21 protein-coding genes and 1 tRNA gene are annotated in these 21,831 nt (G+C 74.3%); 19 read left to right on the top strand and 3 right to left on the bottom strand.

What is annotated here, in order from left to right; translation table 11 throughout:
- Positions 1-198 precede the first annotated feature (198 nt).
- The 11 genes from ald (at position 199) to ACI791_RS17395 (ending at position 9,463) form a co-directional block, all read left to right on the top strand.
- Positions 199-1,314 (top strand): alanine dehydrogenase, encoded by a 1,116-nt coding sequence (gene ald, locus ACI791_RS17345; protein ID WP_456587175.1) that lies wholly within the window; start codon positions 199-201, stop codon positions 1,312-1,314.
- Positions 1,315-1,322: 8 nt separating this feature from the next.
- A complete protein-coding gene (locus ACI791_RS17350; protein ID WP_456587197.1) occupies positions 1,323-2,264 on the top strand; it encodes a site-specific tyrosine recombinase XerD in 942 nt (313 codons plus the stop codon).
- Between the two features lie 212 nt (positions 2,265-2,476).
- The gene (locus tag ACI791_RS17355; protein WP_347060587.1) at positions 2,477-3,382 is read left to right on the top strand and encodes a ParA family protein; all 906 of its coding nucleotides are present in this window, start codon (positions 2,477-2,479) and stop codon (positions 3,380-3,382) included.
- A 76-nt stretch (positions 3,383-3,458) separates the two neighbouring features.
- Positions 3,459-3,971, top strand: coding sequence for a hypothetical protein (locus ACI791_RS17360; RefSeq protein WP_456587176.1), 513 nt, complete (start codon positions 3,459-3,461; stop codon positions 3,969-3,971).
- A 25-nt stretch (positions 3,972-3,996) separates the two neighbouring features.
- A complete protein-coding gene (locus ACI791_RS17365) occupies positions 3,997-4,839 on the top strand; it encodes a segregation and condensation protein A (RefSeq protein ID WP_456587177.1) in 843 nt (280 codons plus the stop codon).
- The gene (scpB, locus tag ACI791_RS17370; RefSeq protein WP_456587178.1) at positions 4,836-5,654 is read left to right on the top strand and encodes an SMC-Scp complex subunit ScpB; all 819 of its coding nucleotides are present in this window, start codon (positions 4,836-4,838) and stop codon (positions 5,652-5,654) included. The genes ACI791_RS17365 and scpB overlap by 4 nt, the downstream gene beginning before the upstream one ends.
- 28 nt (positions 5,655-5,682) lie before the next feature.
- Complete coding sequence (locus tag ACI791_RS17375; RefSeq protein WP_456587179.1) at positions 5,683-6,528, top strand: pseudouridine synthase; 846 nt, start codon at positions 5,683-5,685, stop codon at positions 6,526-6,528.
- A 282-nt stretch (positions 6,529-6,810) separates the two neighbouring features.
- Positions 6,811-7,173: a chorismate mutase gene (gene aroH / locus ACI791_RS17380; protein ID WP_347060595.1), complete on the top strand. Its 363-nt coding sequence runs from the start codon at positions 6,811-6,813 to the stop codon at positions 7,171-7,173.
- A gap of 94 nt (positions 7,174-7,267) precedes the next feature.
- Complete coding sequence (gene cmk / locus ACI791_RS17385; RefSeq protein WP_456587180.1) at positions 7,268-7,957, top strand: (d)CMP kinase; 690 nt, start codon at positions 7,268-7,270, stop codon at positions 7,955-7,957.
- A complete protein-coding gene (gene der / locus ACI791_RS17390) occupies positions 7,954-9,300 on the top strand; it encodes a ribosome biogenesis GTPase Der (RefSeq protein WP_456587181.1) in 1,347 nt (448 codons plus the stop codon). Before cmk ends, der begins: the two co-directional genes overlap by 4 nt.
- Before the next feature lie 89 nt (positions 9,301-9,389).
- Positions 9,390-9,463 (top strand) — tRNA-Pro (locus tag ACI791_RS17395).
- A gap of 341 nt (positions 9,464-9,804) precedes the next feature.
- On the opposite strand, the gene ACI791_RS17400 is transcribed toward ACI791_RS17395, so the two are convergent.
- Positions 9,805-10,773: a M48 family metalloprotease gene (locus ACI791_RS17400; RefSeq protein ID WP_456587182.1), complete on the bottom strand. Its 969-nt coding sequence runs from the start codon at positions 10,771-10,773 to the stop codon at positions 9,805-9,807.
- A 419-nt stretch (positions 10,774-11,192) separates the two neighbouring features.
- Here ACI791_RS17400 and ACI791_RS17405 point away from each other — a divergent pair, with 419 nt between their 5' ends.
- Positions 11,193-12,053: a S1C family serine protease gene (locus tag ACI791_RS17405; protein WP_456587183.1), complete on the top strand. Its 861-nt coding sequence runs from the start codon at positions 11,193-11,195 to the stop codon at positions 12,051-12,053.
- 371 nt (positions 12,054-12,424) lie between these two features.
- Here the strand turns inward: ACI791_RS17405 and ACI791_RS17410 are convergent, their stop codons facing one another.
- Together ACI791_RS17410 and ACI791_RS17415 are read right to left on the bottom strand one after the other, a co-directional pair.
- On the bottom strand, positions 12,425-14,986 hold the full coding sequence (locus tag ACI791_RS17410) for an HAD-IC family P-type ATPase (protein ID WP_456587184.1): 2,562 nt from the start codon (positions 14,984-14,986) through the stop codon (positions 12,425-12,427).
- Positions 14,987-15,342: 356 nt separating this feature from the next.
- Positions 15,343-15,543, bottom strand: coding sequence for a hypothetical protein (locus ACI791_RS17415; RefSeq protein ID WP_456587185.1), 201 nt, complete (start codon positions 15,541-15,543; stop codon positions 15,343-15,345).
- A 56-nt stretch (positions 15,544-15,599) separates the two neighbouring features.
- Between ACI791_RS17415 and ACI791_RS17420 the strand changes: the two genes are divergently transcribed.
- From ACI791_RS17420 to gcvH, 7 genes are all read left to right on the top strand, one after another.
- Positions 15,600-16,127 (top strand): DUF2243 domain-containing protein, encoded by a 528-nt coding sequence (locus ACI791_RS17420; protein ID WP_456587186.1) that lies wholly within the window; start codon positions 15,600-15,602, stop codon positions 16,125-16,127.
- A gap of 141 nt (positions 16,128-16,268) precedes the next feature.
- Positions 16,269-18,350: an elongation factor G-like protein EF-G2 gene (locus ACI791_RS17425; RefSeq protein ID WP_456587187.1), complete on the top strand. Its 2,082-nt coding sequence runs from the start codon at positions 16,269-16,271 to the stop codon at positions 18,348-18,350.
- 121 nt (positions 18,351-18,471) lie between these two features.
- Entirely contained in the window at positions 18,472-19,140 is a 669-nt protein-coding gene (locus ACI791_RS17430; RefSeq protein ID WP_456587188.1) for a CDP-alcohol phosphatidyltransferase family protein, read from the top strand.
- Positions 19,141-19,163: 23 nt separating this feature from the next.
- Positions 19,164-20,039 carry a DUF881 domain-containing protein gene (locus tag ACI791_RS17435; RefSeq protein ID WP_456587198.1) on the top strand — a complete coding sequence of 292 codons (876 nt, stop codon included), beginning with the start codon at positions 19,164-19,166 and terminating at the stop codon, positions 20,037-20,039.
- Between the two features lie 4 nt (positions 20,040-20,043).
- Complete coding sequence (locus tag ACI791_RS17440; RefSeq protein WP_041775731.1) at positions 20,044-20,376, top strand: small basic family protein; 333 nt, start codon at positions 20,044-20,046, stop codon at positions 20,374-20,376.
- Entirely contained in the window at positions 20,373-21,134 is a 762-nt protein-coding gene (locus ACI791_RS17445) for a DUF881 domain-containing protein (RefSeq protein ID WP_456587189.1), read from the top strand. The genes ACI791_RS17440 and ACI791_RS17445 overlap by 4 nt, the downstream gene beginning before the upstream one ends.
- Before the next feature lie 56 nt (positions 21,135-21,190).
- Entirely contained in the window at positions 21,191-21,595 is a 405-nt protein-coding gene (gene gcvH / locus ACI791_RS17450; protein ID WP_456587190.1) for a glycine cleavage system protein GcvH, read from the top strand.
- The last annotated feature ends 236 nt before the right edge of the window (positions 21,596-21,831 follow it).

Raw genomic sequence — 21,831 nt, forward strand, 5'->3', positions numbered from 1 at the left:
AGCCCGTCGGACGGCGCGGCGAGCTCGTCGCCCACCACGGGGACGGCAGGCGCGCGGAACGGTCATGAATCGATGCTCGGCCGGGGCCGGTCGCCGTGCCTACACTCCGGCCGAGGTCCGTCCCGACCGGGCGGCCCACGACGCGGTGGGGTGCCCCGTCACACCCGGAAGCGGCCCGCCGGGACCAGGAGTGAGTCGATGCGGGTCGGGGTTCCCCGAGAGGTCAAGAACCGGGAGTACCGGGTGGCGCTGACCCCTGCCGGGGTGACGGAGCTGACCCGGGCCGGGCACACGGTGCTGGTGGAGCAGGGGGCGGGCGAGGGGTCCTCGATCCCCGACACGGACTTCGCCGCCGCGGGCGCGCGGATCGTCGCCTCGGCCGACGACGTCTGGGCCGACGCCGACCTGCTGCTCAAGGTCAAGGAGCCGGTGGCCGAGGAGTACGGCCGCCTGCGGGCCGGTCAAACGCTGTTCACCTACCTCCACCTGGCCGCGTCGAGGGAGTGCACCGACGCCCTCGTCGCCTCCGGCACCACCGCGATCGCCTACGAGACGGTGCAGACCGCCGACGGGGCGCTGCCGCTGCTGGCGCCCATGTCCGAGGTCGCCGGCCGCATGGCGCCGCAGGTCGGTGCGCACTGCCTGGAGCGGGTGCACGGCGGCCGCGGGGTGCTGCTCGGTGGGGTCTCCGGGGTCCACGCCGCCAAGGTCGTCGTCATCGGCGCCGGCGTCTCCGGCATGAACGCCGCGGCGATCGCCCTCGGCATGCAGGCCGAGGTCGTCGTCCTCGACCGGGACATCGACAAGCTCCGCGCCGCCGACCGCATCTACCGGGGCCACCTGCAGACCGTGGCCTCCAACGCCTACGAGGTCGAGCGGGCGGTGCTGGACGCCGATCTGGTCATCGGCGCGGTGCTCGTGCCCGGCGCAAAGGCGCCCACCCTGGTGAGCAACGAGCTGGTGTCCCGGATGAAGTCCGGCTCGGTGCTGGTCGACATCGCCGTCGACCAGGGAGGCTGCTTCGCCGACACCCGACCCACCACCCACGACGAGCCGACGTTCCGGGTGCACGACTCGGTGTTCTACTGCGTGGCGAACATGCCCGGAGCGGTTCCCAACACCTCCACCCACGCGCTGACCAACGTGACGCTGCCCTACGTGATGGCGCTGGCGGCCGAGGGCACCGCGGCCGCCGTCCGCCGCGACCCCGCGCTGGCGCACGGGGTGAACGTGGTCGACGGCCGGGTGGTCCTGCCCGAGGTGGCCGAGGCCCACGGCATGGACACCGTTCCCCTGCAGGAGGTGCTCCTCTGAGCAGCGCCCTGTCGGCCGGTCCCGACGTCGAGCGCGTCGTCACCGGCTACCTGGACCACCTGACCGTCGAGCGGGGTCTGGCGACCAACACGATCGCCTCCTACCGGCGGGACCTGCGGCGCTACACCGAGTACCTGGCCACGGCCGGCGTGCGCGGGCTGCGGGAGATCGCCGAGTCCGACGTCGCGGGCTTCCTCACGGCGCTGCGCCGGGGCGACGACGAGCACCCGCCGCTGTCGGCGACCTCCGCGGCGCGGGCGGTCGTGGCGGTGCGCGGGCTGCACCGGTTCGCGCTGCTCGACGGGCTGGTGCCCGACGACGTGGCCCACGAGGTGCGGCCGCCCACACCGGGCCGGCGGCTGCCGAAGGCGGTGCCGGTGGAGTCGGTGGTGGCGCTGATCGAGGCGGCGGGGGGGATCGAGGGGCCGCGCGGGCTGCGGGACCGCGCCCTGCTCGAGGTGCTCTACGGCACCGGTGCGCGCATATCCGAGGCGGTGGGCCTGGCCGTCGACGACCTCGACCGCGGTCAGCACACCGTCCGGCTGGCGGGCAAGGGCGGGAAGGAGCGGGTGGTGCCGGTCGGCAGCTACGCGCTGCGCGCCGTCGAGGAGTACCTCGTCCGGGCCCGCCCCGCGCTGGCGGCCGCCGGCAAGGCCGGTGTCCGGGGCGGCGCGCTGTTCCTCAACGTGCGCGGCGGCCCGCTGTCCCGGCAGAGCGCCTGGTCGATCCTGCGGACGGCGGCCGAGCGGGCGGGGCTCACGGGCGAGATCTCCCCGCACACGCTGCGGCACTGCTTTGCCACCCACCTGCTCGACGGCGGCGCTGACGTCCGCGTCGTCCAGGAACTGCTCGGGCACGCGTCGGTGACCACCACGCAGGTGTACACGCTGGTCACGGTCGACCGGCTACGCGAGGTCTACGCCACCAGTCATCCACGCGCTCTCACCTGACAGCTTTCCGGTCGGTCGTTCAGCAGAAAGTACGACTGTTTCGACTTGAGTGGTCACAGTGGTTGGCATTCGTCGCCATGTCGACACGTCGACGGCGTGCCGCCTTGGGAAGACCTGCGCGTCTCCCTAGCGTCCTCCTCACCCGAGCGGACAGGACGGCTGGCCGCATCCGGAACGTCCGGACCGGGGCACGAGCTGGAGGCGACAGAACCATGGCGATCCGAGCGGACGCGGCCTCTGCCGTCGCGCGCCCGCACGACACCGACCCCGAGATGGGGGCGGCCGCGCTGCGGCTGGACCCGGCACGGGCGCGTCAGCGCCGCCTGCCGGACCCCAAGCCGCTGACCCAGCACGGCCCGGCCCGAGTCATCGCGATGTGCAACCAGAAGGGGGGCGTCGGCAAGACCACGTCCACCATCAACCTGGGCGCCGCGCTGGTCGAGTTCGGCCGCAAGGTGCTGCTCATCGACCTCGACCCCCAGGGGGCGCTGTCGGTGGGACTGGGCGTGCCGGCGCAGAACCTCGACCGGACGATCTACAACGTGCTCATGGAGCGGCGGACCAGTCTGCGCGACGTCCGGGTGGCCACCGACATCCCGGGCCTGGACCTGGTGCCCAGCAACATCGACCTGTCGGCCGCGGAGGTTCAGCTGGTCAGCGAGGTGGCGCGCGAGCAGACCCTGCTGCGCGTGCTCGCCGACGTCGTCGACGAGTACGACTACGTCCTGATCGACTGCCAGCCGTCGCTGGGCCTGCTGACGGTCAACGCCCTCACCGCGGCCCAGGGCGTGGTCATCCCGCTGGAGTGCGAGTTCTTCTCGCTGCGCGGCGTGGCCCTGCTCGTCGACACGATCGACAAGGTGAAGGAGCGGCTCAACCCGTCGCTGGAGATCAACGGCATCCTCGCCACCATGTACGACTCCCGGACGGTGCACTGCCGGGAGGTGTTCAGCCGGGTCGTCGAGGCGTTCGGTGACACCGTGTTCCAGACCGTCATCCAGCGCACCGTGCGGTTCCCGGAGACCACGGTCGCCGGCCAGCCGATCACCACGTGGGCTCCCACGTCGACGGGTGCCGCAGCGTACCGCGACCTCGCCAAGGAGGTGCTGGCGCTGTGACCGGGCCAGCGAGGGCACACACGGACACGGCGACTCTGGTCGTGCAGCACACGAGCGCCGGCCAGGAGGTGTCGGCATGACTCGCCGGCCCGTGCTGCCCGGCGCCTCGGAACTGTTCCGCCGCACCGACACCGCGGCGGCCCCCGAGGTCACCGAGCTGCCCAGCCTGCCGACGCCGGCGAGCTCCCCGGCGCTGCGCAGCGCCCGGCGCGCCGGCGAGTCCGTGGCTGAGGCGGCAGCGGCGCTGACCCTCGTCCCCGGGGGCGCGCAGCCGGCCGACGATCTCGCCGCCTTCCGCGGGGCGCCCGCCGAGCCGGCCCCGGCCCCGGTGCTGCAGCCCAGGGTCGCCACCCGCGGGCGGCCCGCCCGGGGGCGCGCGGAGCGGACCAAGCACGACGAGAAGATCACCGTCTACATCTCCGCCGACGAGCTGCTGGCGCTGGAGTCCGCCCGGCTGACGCTGCGCGCCCACCACGGGGTGGCCGCCGACCGCGGCCGGATCGTCCGCGAGGCGATCTCGGTGCTGCTGGCCGACCTCGCCGAGCGCGGCGAGGACGCCGTCCTCGTCCGTCGCCTCCAGGGCAAGTGACCCGGGCCGCCTACTCTCGGCGACCGTGAGCGAGACCTCCGGAGCGGTTCCGCCGGCCGACCAGGCCGCCGGGGCCGCTCCGGCTCGTTTCACCGTCCGGCTCACGAACTTCGAGGGCCCGTTCGACCTGCTGCTGCAGCTGATCGGCAAGCACAAGCTCGACGTCACCGAGATCGCGCTGTCGACGGTCACCGACGAGTTCATCGCCCACCTGCGCGCGCTGGGCGATGTGCTCGACCTGGACCAGGCCAGCGAGTTCCTGGTGGTCGCCTCCACGCTCCTCGACCTCAAGGCCGCCCGGCTCCTGCCGGCCGCGGAGGTCGACGACGAGGACGACCTCGAGCTGCTGGAGGCCCGCGACCTGCTCTTCGCCCGGCTGCTGCAGTACAAGGCCTACAAGCAGGCCGCCGCCTTCTTGCGGGCCCGCGAGGCGGAGGCGGCCCGGCGGTTCCCGAGGCAGGCGGGGCTGGAGCCGCGGTTCGCCGAGCTGGTGCCGGAGGTCCTGCTGGACCTGACCCCCGCCCAGTTCGCTGCGCTCGCCGCCCGGGCGCTGGCGCCCAAGGTTCCCGAGACGGTGAGCGTCTCCCACCTGCACGCGCCGCCGGTCAGCGTCTCCGAGCAGCTGCTCCTCGTGCGCAACCAGCTGCTCCGCTCGGGCACGGCGAGCTTCCGCTCCCTGACCGCCGACTGCGGGCACACCCTCGAGGTGGTGGTGCGGTTCCTGGCCCTGCTGGAGCTGTACCGGCAGCAGCGGGTGGTCTTCGAGCAGCTGACCCCGCTGGGCGAGCTGCACGTGCGGTGGACCGGCGACGCCGTCCCCGATCCGGCCGGGTCCCCGGCCGCACACGCCGACGAGGAGTACCGGTGAGCGACGAGCGCCCCGACCAGGACCACGCCCCCATCTCGTGGGACGCGCTCGCCGCGGAGCTGGCCGCCACCCGGGAGGAGGCGGCGCGGCGGGGCGACGCCGACCCCGCCGCCTGGGACGCGGTGGCCGCGGAGCTCGCGGCCCGGGTCGCCGACCGCCCGGTGGAGGAGCAACCGGTGCCCGCCGTGCCGGCCGAGGACGAGCCGGCGCCGGCGCGGGAACCGGCACCCGCGCCGGAGCCCGAGCCCGAGCCGCTGGAGCTGCTGGACCCGGAAGAGCTGCTCGGCGGACTGGAGGCGCTGCTGTTCGTGATGGACGACCCGGTCGACGAGGAGACCCTCGCCGCCGCGCTGCGCTGCCCGCCGGACCAGGTGCGGGGCGGGCTGGCCGAGCTGGCGGCAGGCTACGACCGGCGGTCGGCCGGGATCACGCTGCGCCGGGTGGGGGAGGGGTGGCGGCTCTACACCCGCGAGGAGCACGCCGCCGTCGTCGAGCGGCACCTGGTGGACGGCCAGCGCAGCCGGCTGACGCAGGCCGCCCTCGAGACGCTCGCGGTCATCGCCTACCGGCAGCCGGTGACCCGTGCCCGGGTGTCGGCCATCCGCGGCGTGGGCGTGGACGGCGTGATGCGCACCCTGATCTCCCGCGGGCTCGTGCACGAGGTCGGCAGCGACCCCGACAGCGGCGGCGGGCTGTACGCGACGACGCCGCTGTTCCTGGAACGGCTGGGGCTCACCGGCCTGGACCAGCTGCCCGAGCTCGCCCCGCTGCTGCCCGAGACCGCCACGGTGCTGGACGAGCACCCCGACGTCTGACGCGCGGTCGGTGGGAGACTGGGCGGCGATGAGCGACACGACCCCGAACGACGAGAGCAGCACCGCGGCGGGCGACGGCTGGTCCGAGGACATGGAACTGGCCCCGGAGCACCCGGGGGACCGGCCGGCCCCCGATCCCGGCGACGACCGGCAAGGGGAGCGGCTGCAGAAGGTGCTCGCCCGGGCCGGGGTCGCCTCGCGCCGCGTGGTCGAGGACATGATCGACGCCGGCCGGATCGCGGTGAACGGCCGGCAGGTGCGGGTGCAGGGCATGCGGGTCGATCCGCAGCACGACAAGATCGCCGTCGACGGCGTGCGCCTGGAGATCCGGGACGACCGGGTGAGCTACGCGCTGAACAAGCCGCCGGGCGTGATCACCGCGATGAGCGACGACCGGAACCGCCCGTGCGTCGGGGACATGGTCGGTGACCTGGCCAAGGGGCTGGTGCACGTCGGCCGGCTGGACCAGGACACCGAGGGGCTGCTGCTGGTCACCAACGACGGCGAGCTCGCCCACCGCCTGGCCCACCCGAGCTACGGGGTGCGCAAGACCTACCTGGCCCAGGTGTCGGGCTCGGTGCCCCGCGACCTGGCCAAGCGGCTGCGGTCGGGGATCGACCTCGAGGACGGGCCGGTGACGGTCGACTCGTTCCGCGTGGTCGACACCCACGCCGGCCAGTCGGTCGTGGAGGTCGTGCTGCACGAGGGCCGCAAGCACATCGTCCGACGCCTGCTGGCCGCGGTCGGCCTGCCGGTCTCGCGGCTGACCCGCACCGCGGTCGGCCCCATCGAGCTGCGGGCCATGCGGTCGGGCACCATCCGCCGGCTCAGCCGGCAGGAGGTCGGCGCCCTCAAGGAGCTCGTCGGGCTCTGAGCGGGGTCCCCCGCCTCAGCCGTCGAGCGCGGACGGGGTGGTGCCGACCTGAGTCGGTCTCTGCCTTCCAGAAGAAGCACCGACCGACCGTCGGGAGCACCGTGGCCGGGGCCGCCGGGCGGCGACCGCCTGCGGGGTGGCGGCGGCTCCCTAGAATCGTCCGAGGTGCCCGGGCAGCGGTGTGCCGACGGAGCCGCCGGGTCGCGCGCTCCGCTCTCGCGGACCGGGCGAGCGGCGGACCGACCGGGCCGGCACCGGAACCGACCCGAAGGAGGAGCGCGCATGGCCGTCCGAGCCGTCCGGGGAGCGACCCAGGTCGACGCCGACGACCGCGACGAGGTGCTGGCGGCGACCCGCGAGCTGGTCGCCACGGTCATGGAGCGCAACGAGCTGACCTCCGAGGACCTGATCAGTATCCTGTTCACGGCCACGCCCGATCTCGTGTCGGAGTTCCCGGCGCTGGCCGCGCGGGAGCTGGGGCTCGGCGACGTGCCGCTGATGTGCGCAACGGAGATCGCCGTGCCGCACGCGCTGCCGCGGGTCCTGCGGCTGATGGCCCACGCGGAGACCGACCGGCCGCGCGCCGAGATCCACCACGTCTACCTCCGGGGCGCAGCCGCGCTCCGCCGCGATATCGCCCAGTGAGCGAACACCGCAGGTCGGCCCCGCCAGGATGCGGTGGGCCCGGCCGCGACGACAGTGCCCGCGGATCCGGGCACGGAGAGCAGTGAGTGAGCAGATGACGTTCCGAGGCCAGGTGACCCTCGACGGACCGTCGGGCACCGGCAAGTCCAGCGTGGCGCGCGGCGTCGCCGTCCGCCTGGGCGCCGCGTACCTCGACACCGGCGCCATGTACCGGGCGGCCACCGTCGCGGTGCTCGATGCCGGGGTCGACCCGGCCGACGCCGACGCCGTGGCCCGCACGGTGGCCGGGGCGCGCATCGAGGTCGGCACCGACGCCGCCACCGAGACCGTCGTCGTGAACGGCGTGGACGTCGCCACGCGCATCCGGAGCGCCGAGGTGACCCGGTGGGTGTCCGCCGTGTCGGCGGTGCCGGCCGTCCGCCGTCAGCTGGTCGACCAGCAGCGCGCGCTGGTCGCCGCGGCCGATGCGGTCGTCGTCGAGGGGAGGGACATCGGCACCGTCGTCCTCCCCGAGGCCGCGGTGAAGGTGTACCTGACCGCCGCGCCGGAGGCCCGCGCCCAGCGCCGGGCCGCCCAGCTGGGCATCGAGGAGCCGGAGGAGATCGCTGCGCTCGCGGCGGACCTGCGCCGCCGCGACGAGTTCGACAGCAGCCGCGCCGACAGCCCGCTGCGGCCCGCCGCCGACGCGGTGGTCGTCGACAGCACCGAGCTGGACCAGCAGGGCGTCGTCGAGCGGGTCGTCGACCTGGTCGCGACCACGGTGCCGGCGGGGGAGCGGGCATGACCGAGGAGAGCGCTGGGCCGCTGCCCGTCGTCGCCATCGTCGGCCGGCCCAACGTCGGCAAGTCGACCCTGGTCAACCGGATCCTCGGCCGCCGCGCGGCGGTCGTCCAGGACACTCCCGGCGTCACCCGGGACCGCATCGCCTACGAGGCGTTGTGGAACGGCAAGCGGTTCACGGTCGTCGACACCGGTGGCTGGGACCCCAAGGCCGCCGGCCTGGGCGCCTCCATCACCCGGCAGGCCGAGTACGCCATGAAGACCGCCGACGTCATCGTGTTCGTCGTCGACAGCCAGGTGGGAGCCACCGAGACCGACCTCGCGGCGGCCCGCGTGCTCCGGCGCAGCGACCGGCCGGTGCTCCTGGTGGCCAACAAGGTCGACGACGAGCGCAGCGAGGCCAACGCCGCCGAACTGTGGAGCCTCGGCGTGGGCGAGCCGCACGCGGTCAGCGCGCTGCACGGCCGGGCCAGCGGTGACCTGCTCGACCTCATCCTCGACGCGATGCCCGAGGCGCCGCGGGAGCAGGAGGAGGAGGGTGGACCCCGCCGCGTGGCGCTGGTCGGCCGGCCGAACGTCGGCAAGTCCAGCCTGATCAACCGGCTCGCCAAGGAGGAGCGCTCGGTCGTCGACTCCGTCGCCGGCACCACGGTCGACCCGGTCGACTCGATCGTCTCCCTCGGCGGCGAGGACTGGCGCTTCGTCGACACCGCCGGTCTGCGGCGCAAGGTCAACACCGCCAGCGGCATGGAGTACTACGCCAGCCTGCGCACCGAGGCCGCCATCCAGGCCGCCGAGGTCGCGGTGGTGCTGCTGGCCGCCGACGAGGTCATCAGCGAGCAGGACCAGCGGGTGATCAGCCAGGTCGTGGACGCCGGCCGGGCGCTGGTCATCGCGATCAACAAGTGGGACACCCTCGACGAGGACCGGCACTACCAGCTGGAGAAGGAGATCGAGCGGGAGCTGGCGCGGGTGCGCTGGGCCACACGGGTCAACATCTCCGCCGCGACCGGGCGCGGGGTGGCCAAGCTGGCCGACCACCTGCGCGCCGCGCTCGCCTCGTGGGAGACCCGGGTGCCCACCGCCGAGCTCAACACGTTCGTGCGGTCCCTGGTGCAGGAGACGCCACCGCCCGCCCGGGGCGGCCGCGCACCGAAGATCAAGTACGTCACCCAGGCCGATATCCGCCCGCCGCGGTTCGTCGTCTTCTCCACCGGCTTCCTGGAGGCCGGCTACCGCCGCTTCCTGGAGCGGAAGCTGCGCGAGCAGTTCGGCTTCCACGGCACCCCCATCGAGATCTCGGTGAAGGTGCGCGAGGGCCGGGAGAAGGACGGCAGGCGCGGCTGACCACCGTCGAGGCCGGCCATCCTCGTGCGGTAACCTTCCGGGGCGGTCATCACGCGGTCCGGGGAAGAACCTGGCACGCGGGTGGCACGCGGGCTGTAGCGCAGCTTGGTAGCGCACTTGACTGGGGGTCAAGGGGTCGCAGGTTCAAATCCTGTCAGCCCGACAGTGAAAGAGCTGGTCAGAGGCGGGTCGGCCGTGAGGGTCGGCCCGCCTCCCGCATGAGTGCAGCAGCGATCCGGCCGCCAGCAGGAAGCGCGCCGCGGTGGACGGCTCTGCATCGGACCCGGTGCGGAGGTCTCTTCCGCACCGGATCCGTCGTCGACCTGCCTGCCGGCCGTCGATGGGAACCCGGCTGCTCTCCTCGTCGGCCGCTGGCTACGCCGGCGACGAGGGCTGCCCGAACGGGTCCCTTGCCGCTGCTCGAGTACTCGCGTGCCTGCTCGACGTGGGCGCTCGACCGGCTGGTGACGGTCGCTCACCCCTGGCGCGGGCCCGGGGCGTGGCTCACACGCGCGAACCGGTGAGTCGGGCGATGCGCTCGGCGGTGGGCGGGTGGGTCATGAACAGCACCGAGAGCGAACGCCCGTGGCCGGTGAGCGGGCTGACGATGTACTTCGAGGCCTGCGCCGGCTCGACGCGCATGGGCGTGCTGCGGGCGACCTGCTCGATCTTGGCCAGGGCGCTGGCGAGGGCGTGCCCGTCGCCCAGCAGCGCGGCTCCGGTTCGGTCCGCCTCGAACTCCCGGCTGCGGGAGAGCGCCAGCTGCAGCAAGGCCGCGACGAACGGAGCGACCAGCGCGGTGACGAGGGTGGCCAGCAGTCCCGGGTCCTCGTCGTCGTCCGACGCGCCGAAGAAGGGCAGCCAGCCGATCAGGTTCGCGAAGAAGCTGATCCCGGTGGCCAGAGCCGCCGCGACCGAGGTGAGCAGCACGTCCCGGTTACCCACGTGGGCCAGTTCGTGGGCCAGCACCGCCTTGAGCTCCCGCGGGGTGAGCAGGTCGAGAAGTCCGCGGGTGACCGCAACGGCCGCATGCCGCGGGTTGCGTCCGGTGGCGAAGGCGTTGGGCTGCCGGTCCGGTGTCACGTACAGCCGTGGCATCGGCAGGCCCGCCTCGGCGGACAGTTCCTGCACGATGCGGTGGTAGACCGGCATCTCCCGGGCAGTCACGGGGACGGCGCCGGCGGCCATGAGGGCCAGCCGGTCGGAGAACCAGTACGAACCACCCACGGTGGCCAGACCGAGCAGCAGACCGACGAGGGCGCCGACCCGGCCGAACAGCGACCCGAGGCCGACCAGCAGCCCGCCGAGGCCGGCCAGGAGCACGGCCGTCTTGACGCCGTTCCAACCCCGGCGCGCGGGCGAGAAGAACCGGCGGCGCGGCACGGGCCGGGTGGGGGGGAAGTGCCGGCCCACGCCCCGTGTGCTCGGGGGCGCGGTCCGGGAGTGGGTGAGCGGCGGTAGCACTGTGGTCATCGTTGTCCCTCCCTCCTCCTCAGGGGGGCGTCCGGGCCGCATCTCTGCGGCGATCGTGTGTGACACCCGGAGAGACGCACACGCCGTAGGGTGTTGTTCCCGCACTCTCCGACGCCGGATGCCGTTTCCAGGTCCGACGCCCCGAAAAGCTGAGGCATGGGTGGTCCGAGGCGCCGGGCGCGGCGAGGAGTGGTCGACCGTGGCCATGGTCGGTGGACGGGGAGGTAGCGGTGGCGGTCCGGAAGAGCCGGCGAATCCTCTGGTCCCTGCTGGCCGTCGTGCTTGTCAGCGGTGGGTGCACGGGCACTGACGACGCTCCGGACGATGCCGCTCCCCCCACGACCCATCCGGCGGGGCAGGCCGGGCCCGCCACGTTGGATCTCGTCCCGGAGGTGGCCGCGCGGTTGCAGCCGAGCGTGGTGACCATCCTGACCGCCGGCGGCAGCGGCAGCGGGGTCGTCTACGACGCGGACGGCTTGATCGTCACCAACGAACACGTGGTGCGCGGTGCGACGGCGGTCGAGGTCGCCTTCGCCGACGGGCAACGTGTGGCCGGCACCGTGCTCGCCACCGACGTCGTCACCGACCTCGCACTGGTCGAGGCAGACCGGACCGGACTGCCTGAGGCGCGTTTCCAACCCGGGCTGCCCCGGATCGGGGAGCTCGCCATCGTGATCGGCAGTCCGCTGGGGTTCGAGAGCACCGTGACGGCCGGAATCATCTCTGGGCTGCACCGCGAGATACCCGGGAGCGCCAGGCAGAGTCAGGCCCTGGTCGACCTCATCCAGACCGACGCCGCGATCAGCCCCGGCAACAGTGGTGGGGCTGTGGTGGACCGGGACGGCAACGTCGTCGGGATCAGCGAGGCCTACATCCCCCCGCAGGCCGGGGCGGTGTCCCTCGGCTTCGCCATCCCGTCGGCGACGGTGATCGACGTGGTCGAGCAGTTGCTCGAGGACGGGCAGGCAGAACACGCCTTTCTCGGTGTGGAGCCGGCCCCGATCACTGCTCAGATCGCCGAGCATCTCGGGCTACCCAGCAGCCAGGGGGTCATCGTCGCGGCGGTGGTTCCCGGAGGTCCCGCGATGGCCGCCGGGATACGCCCCGGTGACGTGATCCTGGCCGTGGACGACGAACCCACCACGAGTCCCGAGGAGTTGCTGGCGGTTCTGCGCGCCCGCGAACCCGGCGACACCATCACCATGACCGTCCGCTCCACCGACGGCGAGGAGCGTGAGGTGGACGTCGTGCTCGACGCCCGCCCAGGGTCCACCGACTAGGGATCCCGTCCCCGCGGGCGTGCGGCGCCGGGTGCGGTGGGGCCTCCCTTCCCGCCAGGGGCCGTCCCACCGCGTCCAGAACCTGCTGCCGATGCCTGTTCGTGAGGTATATGGGCGGGGAACATCGCCTCGGCGACGGCGAGTCAGGGACGCCAGCGCGACCCTCGACGCCGGGGACCGGGTCCCCGCCGACGGCTCGGAGCCGAACGCGGCGTTGTACAGCGCCGCGGACCTGACGGGGCACCGGTCGCATGAGCCGACCTGCGGATCGGGGAGCGCACGTGCGCACGAAGCTGATCGTCGCCACGACCGCCGGGGCGCTGGCCCGCGGCGGTGCCCCGGCCGTCGCGGGCCCCGCGCCGGTGCCCGGGTCAGCGGCGGGTGGTCCGCGGAAGGTCGTCCAGGCCGAGCACCCGGTCCAGCAGCCGGAACCGGTAGACCGCGGTCAGCACGAGAAACCACAGCACCAGGGCCGGCAGCACCGTCTCGAACACCGGCCTCGCGGCGGCGGTGAGCCCGAAGTAGCCGGTGAACCACGGGACGAAGAGCAGGCCACTGAAGGCCACCACGAGCACGACGACCAGAACCGCGGGGCGCCGATCGCCGTCCGGGCGGGTCCACGACGCGAACAGCCGGTTCGGCGGCTTCAGGAAGAGGATCAGCAGGAAGGCCGCGTAGGAGACGAACGTCGACAGCGCGGTCTGCGCGCCGATGGTGGCGACCGCCTCGGCGAAGCCCGCGTCGTGGGCCGACACCCCGGTGTAGCCCTCGAAGTCGGCGACGAAGCCGTCGGGGACGTCGGTCCGGCCGGACCCCTCGAGCAGGAACGTGTAGTGCCAGGCGTAGAGCGCGACACCGCCGGCCGCCGTGACCACCGCGGCCGGGACGACGAAGCGCCCGAGGGTGGCCAGCAGGTGCGGGTCCGGCGGGGTCGGGCGGGCCCAGGCGGTCAGGAAGAGGGTGGGCAGGCCGACGGTCAGCAGCGTCAGCCCGACCTGCGCGGGGGAGTAGGGGAAGCCGAGACCCAGCATCGTCACCGCGACGATGACCAGCCCTTGCGTGGCGACCCGCGCCAGGAAGACCTGCATCGAGGTGCCGATCCCGGCGATGATCCGGCGGCCCTCGTGCCGCGCCGGCGCCAGGGCGCCCAGGGCGTCGTCGGTCAGCACGATGTCGGCGACGTCCCTGGTGACCGCGCTGCCGCTGCGCATCGCCACGCCGACCTGCGCCCGCTTGAGGGCCCGTGCGTCGTTCACGCCGTCCCCGACCATGGCGACGTAGCGGCCCTGGCGGCGGAGCGAGTCGACCAGCGACTCCTTCTGCTCCGGCGCGATCCGGCCGAACACCGTCGTCCGGGCGACCAGCCGGTCGAGCTCCGGTTCCGGCAGGCCCTCGAGCGTCGTGCCGCTCACCGGCTCACCCGCGTCGAGGCCCGCCGACCGGGCGAGGGCGGCGACGGTGCGCGGATCGTCGCCGGACACCACCTTCACCGCGATGCCGTCCTCGGCGAACCGGGCCAGCGTCGCACGGACGTCGGGGCGCAGCTCGTCGACCAGCGACACCACCGCGAGCGGCTCGAGCCCGGGCAGCCGCGGCCGGCCGGCGTCGTCGCGCAGCGGTGCCTCAGGGTCGATCGCGCGGGCGACGACGAGCACCCGCAGCCCCTGCGACGCCAGGTCGGCGACGGCCTCGGTGAGCGGCGGTCCGGACAGCTGCGGGGCCAGCGCCTCGGGGGCACCGAGGACCAGCACGCCGTCGTCGGTGCGCAGCGCGCTCCACCGCAGCGCGGAGGAGAAGGGGATCTCCTCGTGCACCCGCCACGCCTTCCCGGGCAGCGCGGCGGCCAGCGCCGCGGTCGTGAGGTTGGCGCTGCCGGCGCTGCGGGCCAGCGACCCGACCAGCTCCTCGGCTTCCGCCGCGGGCAGGGGCCCGACCGGGTCCACCGACGCCACGGTCAGCCGCCCGGTGGTGAGCGTGCCGGTCTTGTCGGTGCAGACGACGTCCACGTTGCTCGTCGACTCGACCGCGTTGACCCGCTGGACCAGCGCGCCCCGTCCCGCCGTCCGCGCGGCCCCGGCGGCGTAGGCGGCCGCGACGAGGAAGAACAGGCCGTAGGGCACCAGCCCCGACAGCACCGCGGTGGTCTGCACGGTGCGGACGAGCGAGAACCCCTCCAGCGCCGCCTGGAGCAGGATGGTGGCGCTCATCAGCGCGACGAGGAGCATCACCAGCCGGATGACGAACCCGATCCGGCGCTGCAGGGGGGTGGCCTCGGTGGTCGCGCGGCGAGCCTCGGTGGTGAGCCGGTTGGCGTAGCTGGCCGCACCGACGTCGCGGGCGAGCTGGGTGCCTCCGCCGCCGACGCAGAAGCTGCCCGACAGCAGGTCGTCGCCCGGATTCTTCAGCAGCGGCTCGGACTCGCCGGTGAGCAGCGACTCGTCCACCTCGACGGGCCCTTCCAGGACCGGCCCGTCCACCACCACCTGGCTGCCGGGACGCAGCCGCAGCACGTCGCCCCGGACGACGGCCTCGGACGCCAGCTGCACGTCGCGGCCGTCGCGGACCACGGTGACCGGGTCGCGGGCCAGCAGCTGCAGCCGGTCGAGCTTGCGCTTGGCCCCGATCTCCTGGACGGCGCTGATCGCGGCGTTGACCAGGCCGAGGCCGACGCTGACGAAGGCGTCGTTCCAGCGGCCGAGCGCCAGCAGCGCCGCACCGATCGTGAACAGGATCGAGTTGTAGAACGAGAAGACGTTGGTGCGCAGAATCCGGGTGTAGCCGCGGCCGGACCGGAACCCGGACGTGTTGCCCTCGCCGCGGCGCTGCCGGGCCTCGGCCTCGGCCTGGGTCAGCCCCGACGGCGGGCGGGCGGAGAGCACCCCGCCGTCCTCCCGCACGCCCACCGGTCCGTCGCCCAGCACGCCGCCCGCCACGGCCCGGAGTCTTCTCCGTCGGACGGACGGGCGCTCTCCGGCGGAGGGGATCGTCGGCCGACGTCCGGCCCCGGACGCCGGCCGACGAGGGTGCGGTGACCATGCCGAAGAGGTCCTCGGGGTCCTCGGCCTCCGCCACGAGGTCGAGGTCGTCGACCCACGGCGTGGCACAACGCCGCGAGGTCCGCCACGGCGAAGCGCACCGAGTCGAACACCGTCAGCTGGTCCGCCGAGACGCGCCCCGGACGGCGGCCGACCACGACCTCGCGGCGACGTCCGGTGTCGACCGTTATCCCCAACAAGGGAACACCAAACAGGAAAGCAGAAGAAGAGCAGCAACCGGACGACGCGGACCCTCAGGTGCCGGTGATCCGTCGGCAGTCGGGGCAGAGATCGGCCGAGCCCAGGCCCCGGGGACCGTCCCAGCGGCCCTGGACCACGTCGACGGAGGCGCCGCACACCGCTGCCCACGGTGCGGGCAGGTCGGCCGTGCTGCGGAGGACGGCGTGCGCCCGACCGGTCTCCTGGTCGCGGCCGGCCGCGTGGTCGGTGGTCATGCCGCCCAGCATGCGTCCTGCGCGTGCGGCCGGAGCGACGGGGTAGGCCAGCGGCCATGGCGAGCGCGCGCGACACCACCGTCCAGAGACCCCGGCGGATGCCCACCCGGGTGACCGGCCTGCTCTACGGCCTGGGCTTCGGCGGGTTCGTCGACGGGATCGTCCTGCACCAGATGCTGCAGTGGCACCACATGGTGAGCGCGGTGGAGGGCCAGGAGCCGACGACGCTGGCCGGGCTGGAGGTCAACACGCTCGCCGACGGCTTCTTCCACGCCGGCGCCTGGGTGCTGGCCTTCGCCGGGACCGTCACCGCGCTGGTCGCGTGGCGGCAGGACCGCCTGGCGCCCAGCTGGAGCTTCCACTTCGGGCTCGTGCTCGTCGGCTGGGGGTTGTTCAACCTGGTGGAGGGGCTCGTCGACCACCAGATCCTGGGCATCCACCACGTGCGCGACGACCTGGGCGGGCCGCTCAGCTGGGACCTGGGGTTCCTGGGGGTCGGCGTGCTGCTGATCGCGGGCGGCTGGCTGCTGCACCGGCGGGGCGCCCGCCATCTCCAGGAGCGGGCAGCCGTGCGACAGGGTTGAACCGGCTCACCGGGGTCTTGTCCCCGCTCGCACTCCCCGGCAGGCTGTGGCGCAGGACACAGCAGCGAGCAGGGAGTCGCCGTGGCAGCCCACGCAGCGCATCCGTTTCCGGCCCTCGCCAGGCGCGGCTGAGGAGGACCGATGGTCAAGGACGTCCCGCCGGCCCCGGCTCCGCGGCCGGCCGCGAAGGTGCGCAACGTGGCGCTGGTCGGCCGCGCCGGGGCCGGGAAGACGACGCTCGCCGAGGCCCTCCTCGCCGCGACCGGCGCGGTGACCCGGGCCGGCCGGGTGGAGGACGGCACCACCTGCCTCGACACCGAGGAGATCGAGATCCGCCAGCAGCGGTCGGTCTCGCTGGGCGTGGCCGCCGTCGAGCACGCCGGCCACCGGCTCACCCTGCTGGACACCCCCGGCTCGCCGGACTTCGTGGGAGAGCTGCGGGCCGGGCTGCGCGCCGCCGACTCGGCGCTCTTCGTCGTCTCCGCGGTGAGCGGGGTCGACGCCGCCACGGTGCAGCTGTGGGAGGAGTGCGCCGCAGTCGGGATGCCGCGCGCGGTCGTGCTCACCCAGGTCGACCGGCCGCGGGCGGACGTGGACGAGGCGGTGCGCCTCTGCCAGCTGATGCTGGGGGAGGGGGTCTACCCGATGCATCTGGTCGACCGCGGGCCCGACGGTGCGGCCCGCGGGCTGGTCTCGCTGCTGGAGCCCGACGTCGACGCCACCCGGGCGGTCAGCGACGACGCCGATCGGCTCCGGGCCGAGCTGATCGAGGGCATCATCGGCGAGAGCGAGGACGAGACGCTCATGGAGCGCTACCTGGCCGGCGACGAGCTGGCCGTCGCCGACCTCGTCGCCGACCTGGAGACCGCCGTCGCCCGGGGGCACTTCCACCCGGTGCTGTGCGTCTCACCCCTGACCGGCGTCGGCATCGGCGAGCTGCTCGACCTGCTGGTCTCCGCCTTCCCGTGCCCCCTGGAGCACGGCTGCCCGCCGGTCACCCGGCCCGACGGCTCCCCCGCGCCCGTGCTCGCCTGCGACCCCGACGGCCCGCTGGTCGCCGAGGTGGTGAAGACGACAACCGATCCCTACGTGGGCCGCGTCTCCCTGGTGCGGGTCTTCTCCGGCACGCTGCGGCCGGACATCGCGGTGCACGTGTCCGGGCACGGCATGGCCGACCGCGGGCACCCCGACCACGACGCGGACGAGCGGATCGGCGTGCTCTCCGCGCCGCTGGGTGCCATCCTGCGGCCGGTCGCCGCGTGCCCGGCAGGTGACGTCTGCGCGGTCAGCAGGCTGTCGACCGCGGAGACCGGCGACACCCTCAGCTCACCGGAGGACCCCCGCCTCGTGCCGCCGTGGGACCTTCCCGTGCCGCAGCTGCCCGTCGCGGTCGAGGCGGCCTCCCGGAGCGACGAGGACCGCATGGCGACCGCGCTGGCCCGGCTGGTCGCCGAGGACCCCACGGTGCGGCTCGAGCGGCGCTCCGACACCGGCCAGCTGCTCCTGTGGTGCGTCGGGGACGCCCACGCCGAGGTGCTGCTGGACCGGTTGCGGACCCGCCACGGGGTCGCCGTCGCGACCGTGCCGGTCCGGGTGCCGCTGGTGGAGACGCTCTGCGGCCCCGGCCGGGTCACCGGCCGGCACGTCAAGCAGTCCGGCGGGCACGGGCAGTACGCCGTCGTCGTCATCGAGGGGGAACCGGGGCCCCCCGGGTCGGGCATCGTCTTCGAGCAGCGCATCGTCGGCGGCACCGTGCCCAGCCAGTTCCACGGCAGCGTGGAGAAGGGCATCCGCGCACAGGCGCAGCGCGGGGTCAACGGTGACCGGCCGCTCGTCGACCTCCGCGTGACCCTCGTCGACGGCAAGGCCCACTCGGTCGACTCCTCCGATGCCGCCTTCCAGGCCGCCGGGGCGCTGGCGCTGCGCGAGCTGGTGGCCGCGGTGGGCACCCGCGTGCTCGAGCCGTGGTGCGAGATCGAGGTCCGGGTGCCCGGTGAGTACGTGGGGGCGGTGATGAGCGACCTGTCGTCCCGGCGGGCCCGGGTCACCGGCAGCGAGGCGGATCCCGAGCGGGACCGCACCACGGTGCGGGCGGAGGTCCCCGAGGTCGAGCTGCTCGGCTATCCGGGGGTGCTGCGCTCGGTCACGCACGGCACCGGCAGCTACGACCGGCGGCCCCTCGGCCACGAGCCCGCCCCGGCGGCGATGGCGGTTCCCGCCTGAGGTGAGGCCCGTCCGGGGAGCCGGGGACCACCGCCGCGGGCCGCGGCGGTGCGCCGCCGACGAGGGCCCGGCAACGGGCCACTAGCCTCGGCCACGGTCGGGTGCAGGGGCTGGAGGGAACGTGACGTCGTCGAACGGGTCGTCGGCTGCCGCACCCGTACCCCGGGCCGGCGCCGCGACGCCGGCCGTGGGTGACCGGGAGGGCCTGCCGGACCGCGTCTGGACCCTGCCCAACGCCCTGTCGGTGCTGCGCCTGCTCGGTGTGCCGCTGTTCCTGTGGCTGCTGCTGGGGCCCGAGGAGGACGGCTGGGCCCTCGTGGTCCTCATGGTCTCCGGGTTCACCGACTGGCTCGACGGAAAGCTCGCCCGGTGGCTGGACCAGGGCAGCAGGCTGGGCGCGCTGCTGGACCCGGCCGCCGACCGGCTCTACATCGTCGCCGCCCTCGTCGCGCTCGCGTTGCGGGGGGTCGTGCCGGTGTGGCTGGTGGCGCTGCTGGTCGCCCGGGAGCTGGTCCTCGGCGTGACGTTGCTGGTCCTCCGGGCGCACGGCTACCCCCCGCTGCAGGTGCACTACCTGGGCAAGGCCGCCACCCTCCTGCTGCTCTACGCCTTCCCGGGGCTGCTGATGGCGAGCGGGGACGGCGCGCTGGCCACCGTCGCCGCGCCGTTCGCCTGGGCGCTCACCATCTGGGGCACGGCGCTGTACCTGCTCGCCGGCGTCTTCTACGTGGTCCAGGCCGCCGGACTGGTCGCCGCCGAGCGGTCGGCGCGCTCCCGGAGCCCGCGGTGACCGGTGGGCGGCCGGCCGCGGGAGTGCGCTCGTTGGGCGCCTCCCTGCTGGACGACGTCCTCGCCGAGACCCTCGACCCCGCGTACGCGCAGGCCGCCGCCGCCCGCGAGGAGCGGGGCGAGCCGCCCCGCCGCGGCCGGGGCCGGGTGCTCGTCGCGCTCACCATGGCCGCGGCCGGCCTGCTGGCGACGGTGACCTACGACCAGGCCGCCGCCAAGGCGCAGGGCCGCCAGGAGATCCGCGAGGCGCTCGTCCGCGACATCCAGGACGAGTCCGCGAGCAGCGATGACCTGGCCGCGCAGCTGGAGGAGCTCCGGGCCGAGGTCAGCCGGACCAGCGACGAGCTGCTCGCCGCCACCGCGGTGGGCCAGCGGGCGCTGGACGCCCTGGCGCGCGCCGAGCAGGGCACCGCCGCGGTGGCCGTCACCGGGCCGGGGCTGCTGGTGACGCTGGCCAACGCCGAGGCCGCCGCCGACGACGACCCGCTCGGCGGGACGGCGGGGGAGGGGCGGGAGGTGCGGGTGGCCGACGGGGACCTGCAGCTGGTGGTGAACGCCCTGTGGGCGGCCGGTGCCGAGGCGATCGGCATCAACGGCCAGCGGCTGGGCCCGACCAGCGCCGTCCGGTTCGCCGGTGAGGCGGTGCTCGTGGACTTCCGCCCGGTCACCAACCCGTACCAGGTCACGGCGATCGGCGATCCCGACGCACTGGCCAACGCCTTCCTCGCCAACCCGGAGGTGGTGTCCCTCGCCAGGTTCTCCGCCAACGCGGGCCTGCGTTTCGAGTTCGCCAAGGAGGAGGAGCTGTCCCTGCCCGCCGCCAGCCCGCCCGAGCTCCGCTACGCCGAGCCGGTGGGCCCCCACCGCGCCGCCGGCACCGATCCCACCCCCGGAGGCTGACGCCGTGATCCCGATCCTCGGTCTCGCGGCAGGCGTCCTCCTCGGCCTCCTCTTCGACCCCACCGTCCCGCTGTGGCTGCAGCCGTACCTGCCCATCGCCGTCGTCGCGGCCCTCGACGCGGTGTTCGGCGGGTTCCGTGCCCGTCTGGACGGCATCTTCGACGCGAAGGTCTTCGTCATCTCCTTCGTGTCCAACGTGGTCGTGGCCGCGCTGATCGTCTTCCTCGGCGACCAGCTGGGCGTGGGCGCGCAGCTGTCGACGGCGGTCGTCGTCGTCCTCGGCATCCGCATCTTCGGCAACGCCGCGGCCATCCGGCGGCACGTGTTCCGGGCATGAGCGACCCTCGCCCGCCCGACGGGCCGCCCGAGGACGCCGGCGCTGCGGCCGCGCCGCCCCCCGCCGTGCGGCGGCGCCGGGACCCGCTGGCCGCCGCCCTGATCGGCGCGCTCACCCTGCTGCTCGGATTCGCCCTCGCCGTGCAGGTGCGCAACGCCGACGAGGCTCAGATGCTGGCCGGCGCGCGGGAGGAGGACCTGGTCCGGATCCTCGACGAGCTGGGCAGCCGGGAGGAGCGGCTCCGGGCCCAGCTCGCCGAGCAGCGGGCGGCGCTGCGCGAGCTCAGCGGCTCCGGGAGCCGGACCGGAACGGCGCTGGAGGAAGCCCGCGGGCGCGCCCAGGCGCTGGGCATCCTGAACGGCACGTTGCCCGCCCAGGGGCCTGGGTTGACGCTGGCGATCAGCGACCCCTCGGGCGAGGTCCGGGTGTCCGACCTCATCGACGTGGTGCAGGAGCTGCGGGGGGCGGGAGCGGAGACCATGCAGATCGACGACGTCCGCATCGGCCTGTCGACCGCGGTCACCGGCACGCCCGGCGACCTGCGGGTCGACGGCGCGCCGCTGAGCTCACCGTACGAGTTCGTCGTCCTCGGCGACCCGCAGGGCATGGAGACGGCGATGAACATCCCCGGCGGGGTCGTGCAGCGGATCGAGCGCCGCGGCGGCACCGTCCGGATCACCCAGTTCCCCGACCTCGTCGTGGACGCGTTGCGGCCCCTGGACCGTCCTCAATACGCTTCGCCCGATCCCGGCGGCTGAACCCGCCGTCCACCGCACCGACCACCGGCCCCGCCGGTTCTGGAGACGACCGCCGCATGAGCACGCCCGACGACCGCCGCTACACCGACCAGCACGAGTGGGCGCTGGTGCAGGGCACCGACGGCACGTCGACCGTCGTCCGGGTCGGCATCACCGACCACGCGCAGGACGCGCTGGGGGACATCGTCTTCGTGCAGTTGCCCGAGGTGGGCGCCGAGGTGGCGCCCGGAACCGCCATCGGCGAGGTCGAGTCGACCAAGTCCGTCTCCGATGTCTACGCGCCCGTGACCGGTGTCGTGGCGGCGGTGAACGAGCGCCTCGCCGACGCCCCCGAGACCATCAACGCCGACCCCTACGGGGACGGCTGGCTGGTCGACATCGCCGTGCCGGGGGAGGGCGGCGACCCGGTCGGGCAGCTGCTCGACGCCGACGCCTACCAGGCCCTGGTCGAGGGCTCGTAGCGGGGCCGCCGGGAGGCTGACTCCCGGCATCGATCACTATGATCGCGCTGGGCCGGGAACAGCGGGTACCCGTCGGGAACCCGCCCGTCCCGGACCCGCACGTCCGGTTGACCCTCGGGCCGACCGGCTGGTTCCATGACCCACGGTCCGCCGCCCTTCCGCGGCGGCCGACCCGCGGCGGGCCACCCGGCCCGCCGTCCGCCGGCCGCCCGCGGCCCGTTCGAGGGCCGCGGCGG

The sequence above is a fragment of the Blastococcus sp. SYSU DS0973 genome, from assembly GCF_054051055.1.

What these genes read in the sequence shown, in the direction of transcription:
- ald (WP_456587175.1), top strand. Translation starts at nt 199, where the DNA reads ATGCGGGTCGGGGTTCCCCGAGAGGTCAAGAACCGGGAGTACCGGGTG.
- ACI791_RS17355 (WP_347060587.1), top strand. Translation starts at nt 2,477, where the DNA reads ATGGCGATCCGAGCGGACGCGGCCTCTGCCGTCGCGCGCCCGCACGAC.
- ACI791_RS17360 (WP_456587176.1), top strand. Translation starts at nt 3,459, where the DNA reads ATGACTCGCCGGCCCGTGCTGCCCGGCGCCTCGGAACTGTTCCGCCGC.
- ACI791_RS17375 (WP_456587179.1), top strand. Translation starts at nt 5,683, where the DNA reads ATGAGCGACACGACCCCGAACGACGAGAGCAGCACCGCGGCGGGCGAC.
- aroH (WP_347060595.1), top strand. Translation starts at nt 6,811, where the DNA reads ATGGCCGTCCGAGCCGTCCGGGGAGCGACCCAGGTCGACGCCGACGAC.
- cmk (WP_456587180.1), top strand. Translation starts at nt 7,268, where the DNA reads ATGACGTTCCGAGGCCAGGTGACCCTCGACGGACCGTCGGGCACCGGC.
- der (WP_456587181.1), top strand. Translation starts at nt 7,954, where the DNA reads ATGACCGAGGAGAGCGCTGGGCCGCTGCCCGTCGTCGCCATCGTCGGC.
- ACI791_RS17400 (WP_456587182.1), bottom strand. Translation starts at nt 10,773, where the DNA reads ATGACCACAGTGCTACCGCCGCTCACCCACTCCCGGACCGCGCCCCCG.
- ACI791_RS17415 (WP_456587185.1), bottom strand. Translation starts at nt 15,543, where the DNA reads ATGACCACCGACCACGCGGCCGGCCGCGACCAGGAGACCGGTCGGGCG.
- ACI791_RS17420 (WP_456587186.1), top strand. Translation starts at nt 15,600, where the DNA reads ATGGCGAGCGCGCGCGACACCACCGTCCAGAGACCCCGGCGGATGCCC.
- ACI791_RS17425 (WP_456587187.1), top strand. Translation starts at nt 16,269, where the DNA reads ATGGTCAAGGACGTCCCGCCGGCCCCGGCTCCGCGGCCGGCCGCGAAG.
- ACI791_RS17445 (WP_456587189.1), top strand. Translation starts at nt 20,373, where the DNA reads ATGAGCGACCCTCGCCCGCCCGACGGGCCGCCCGAGGACGCCGGCGCT.
- gcvH (WP_456587190.1), top strand. Translation starts at nt 21,191, where the DNA reads ATGAGCACGCCCGACGACCGCCGCTACACCGACCAGCACGAGTGGGCG.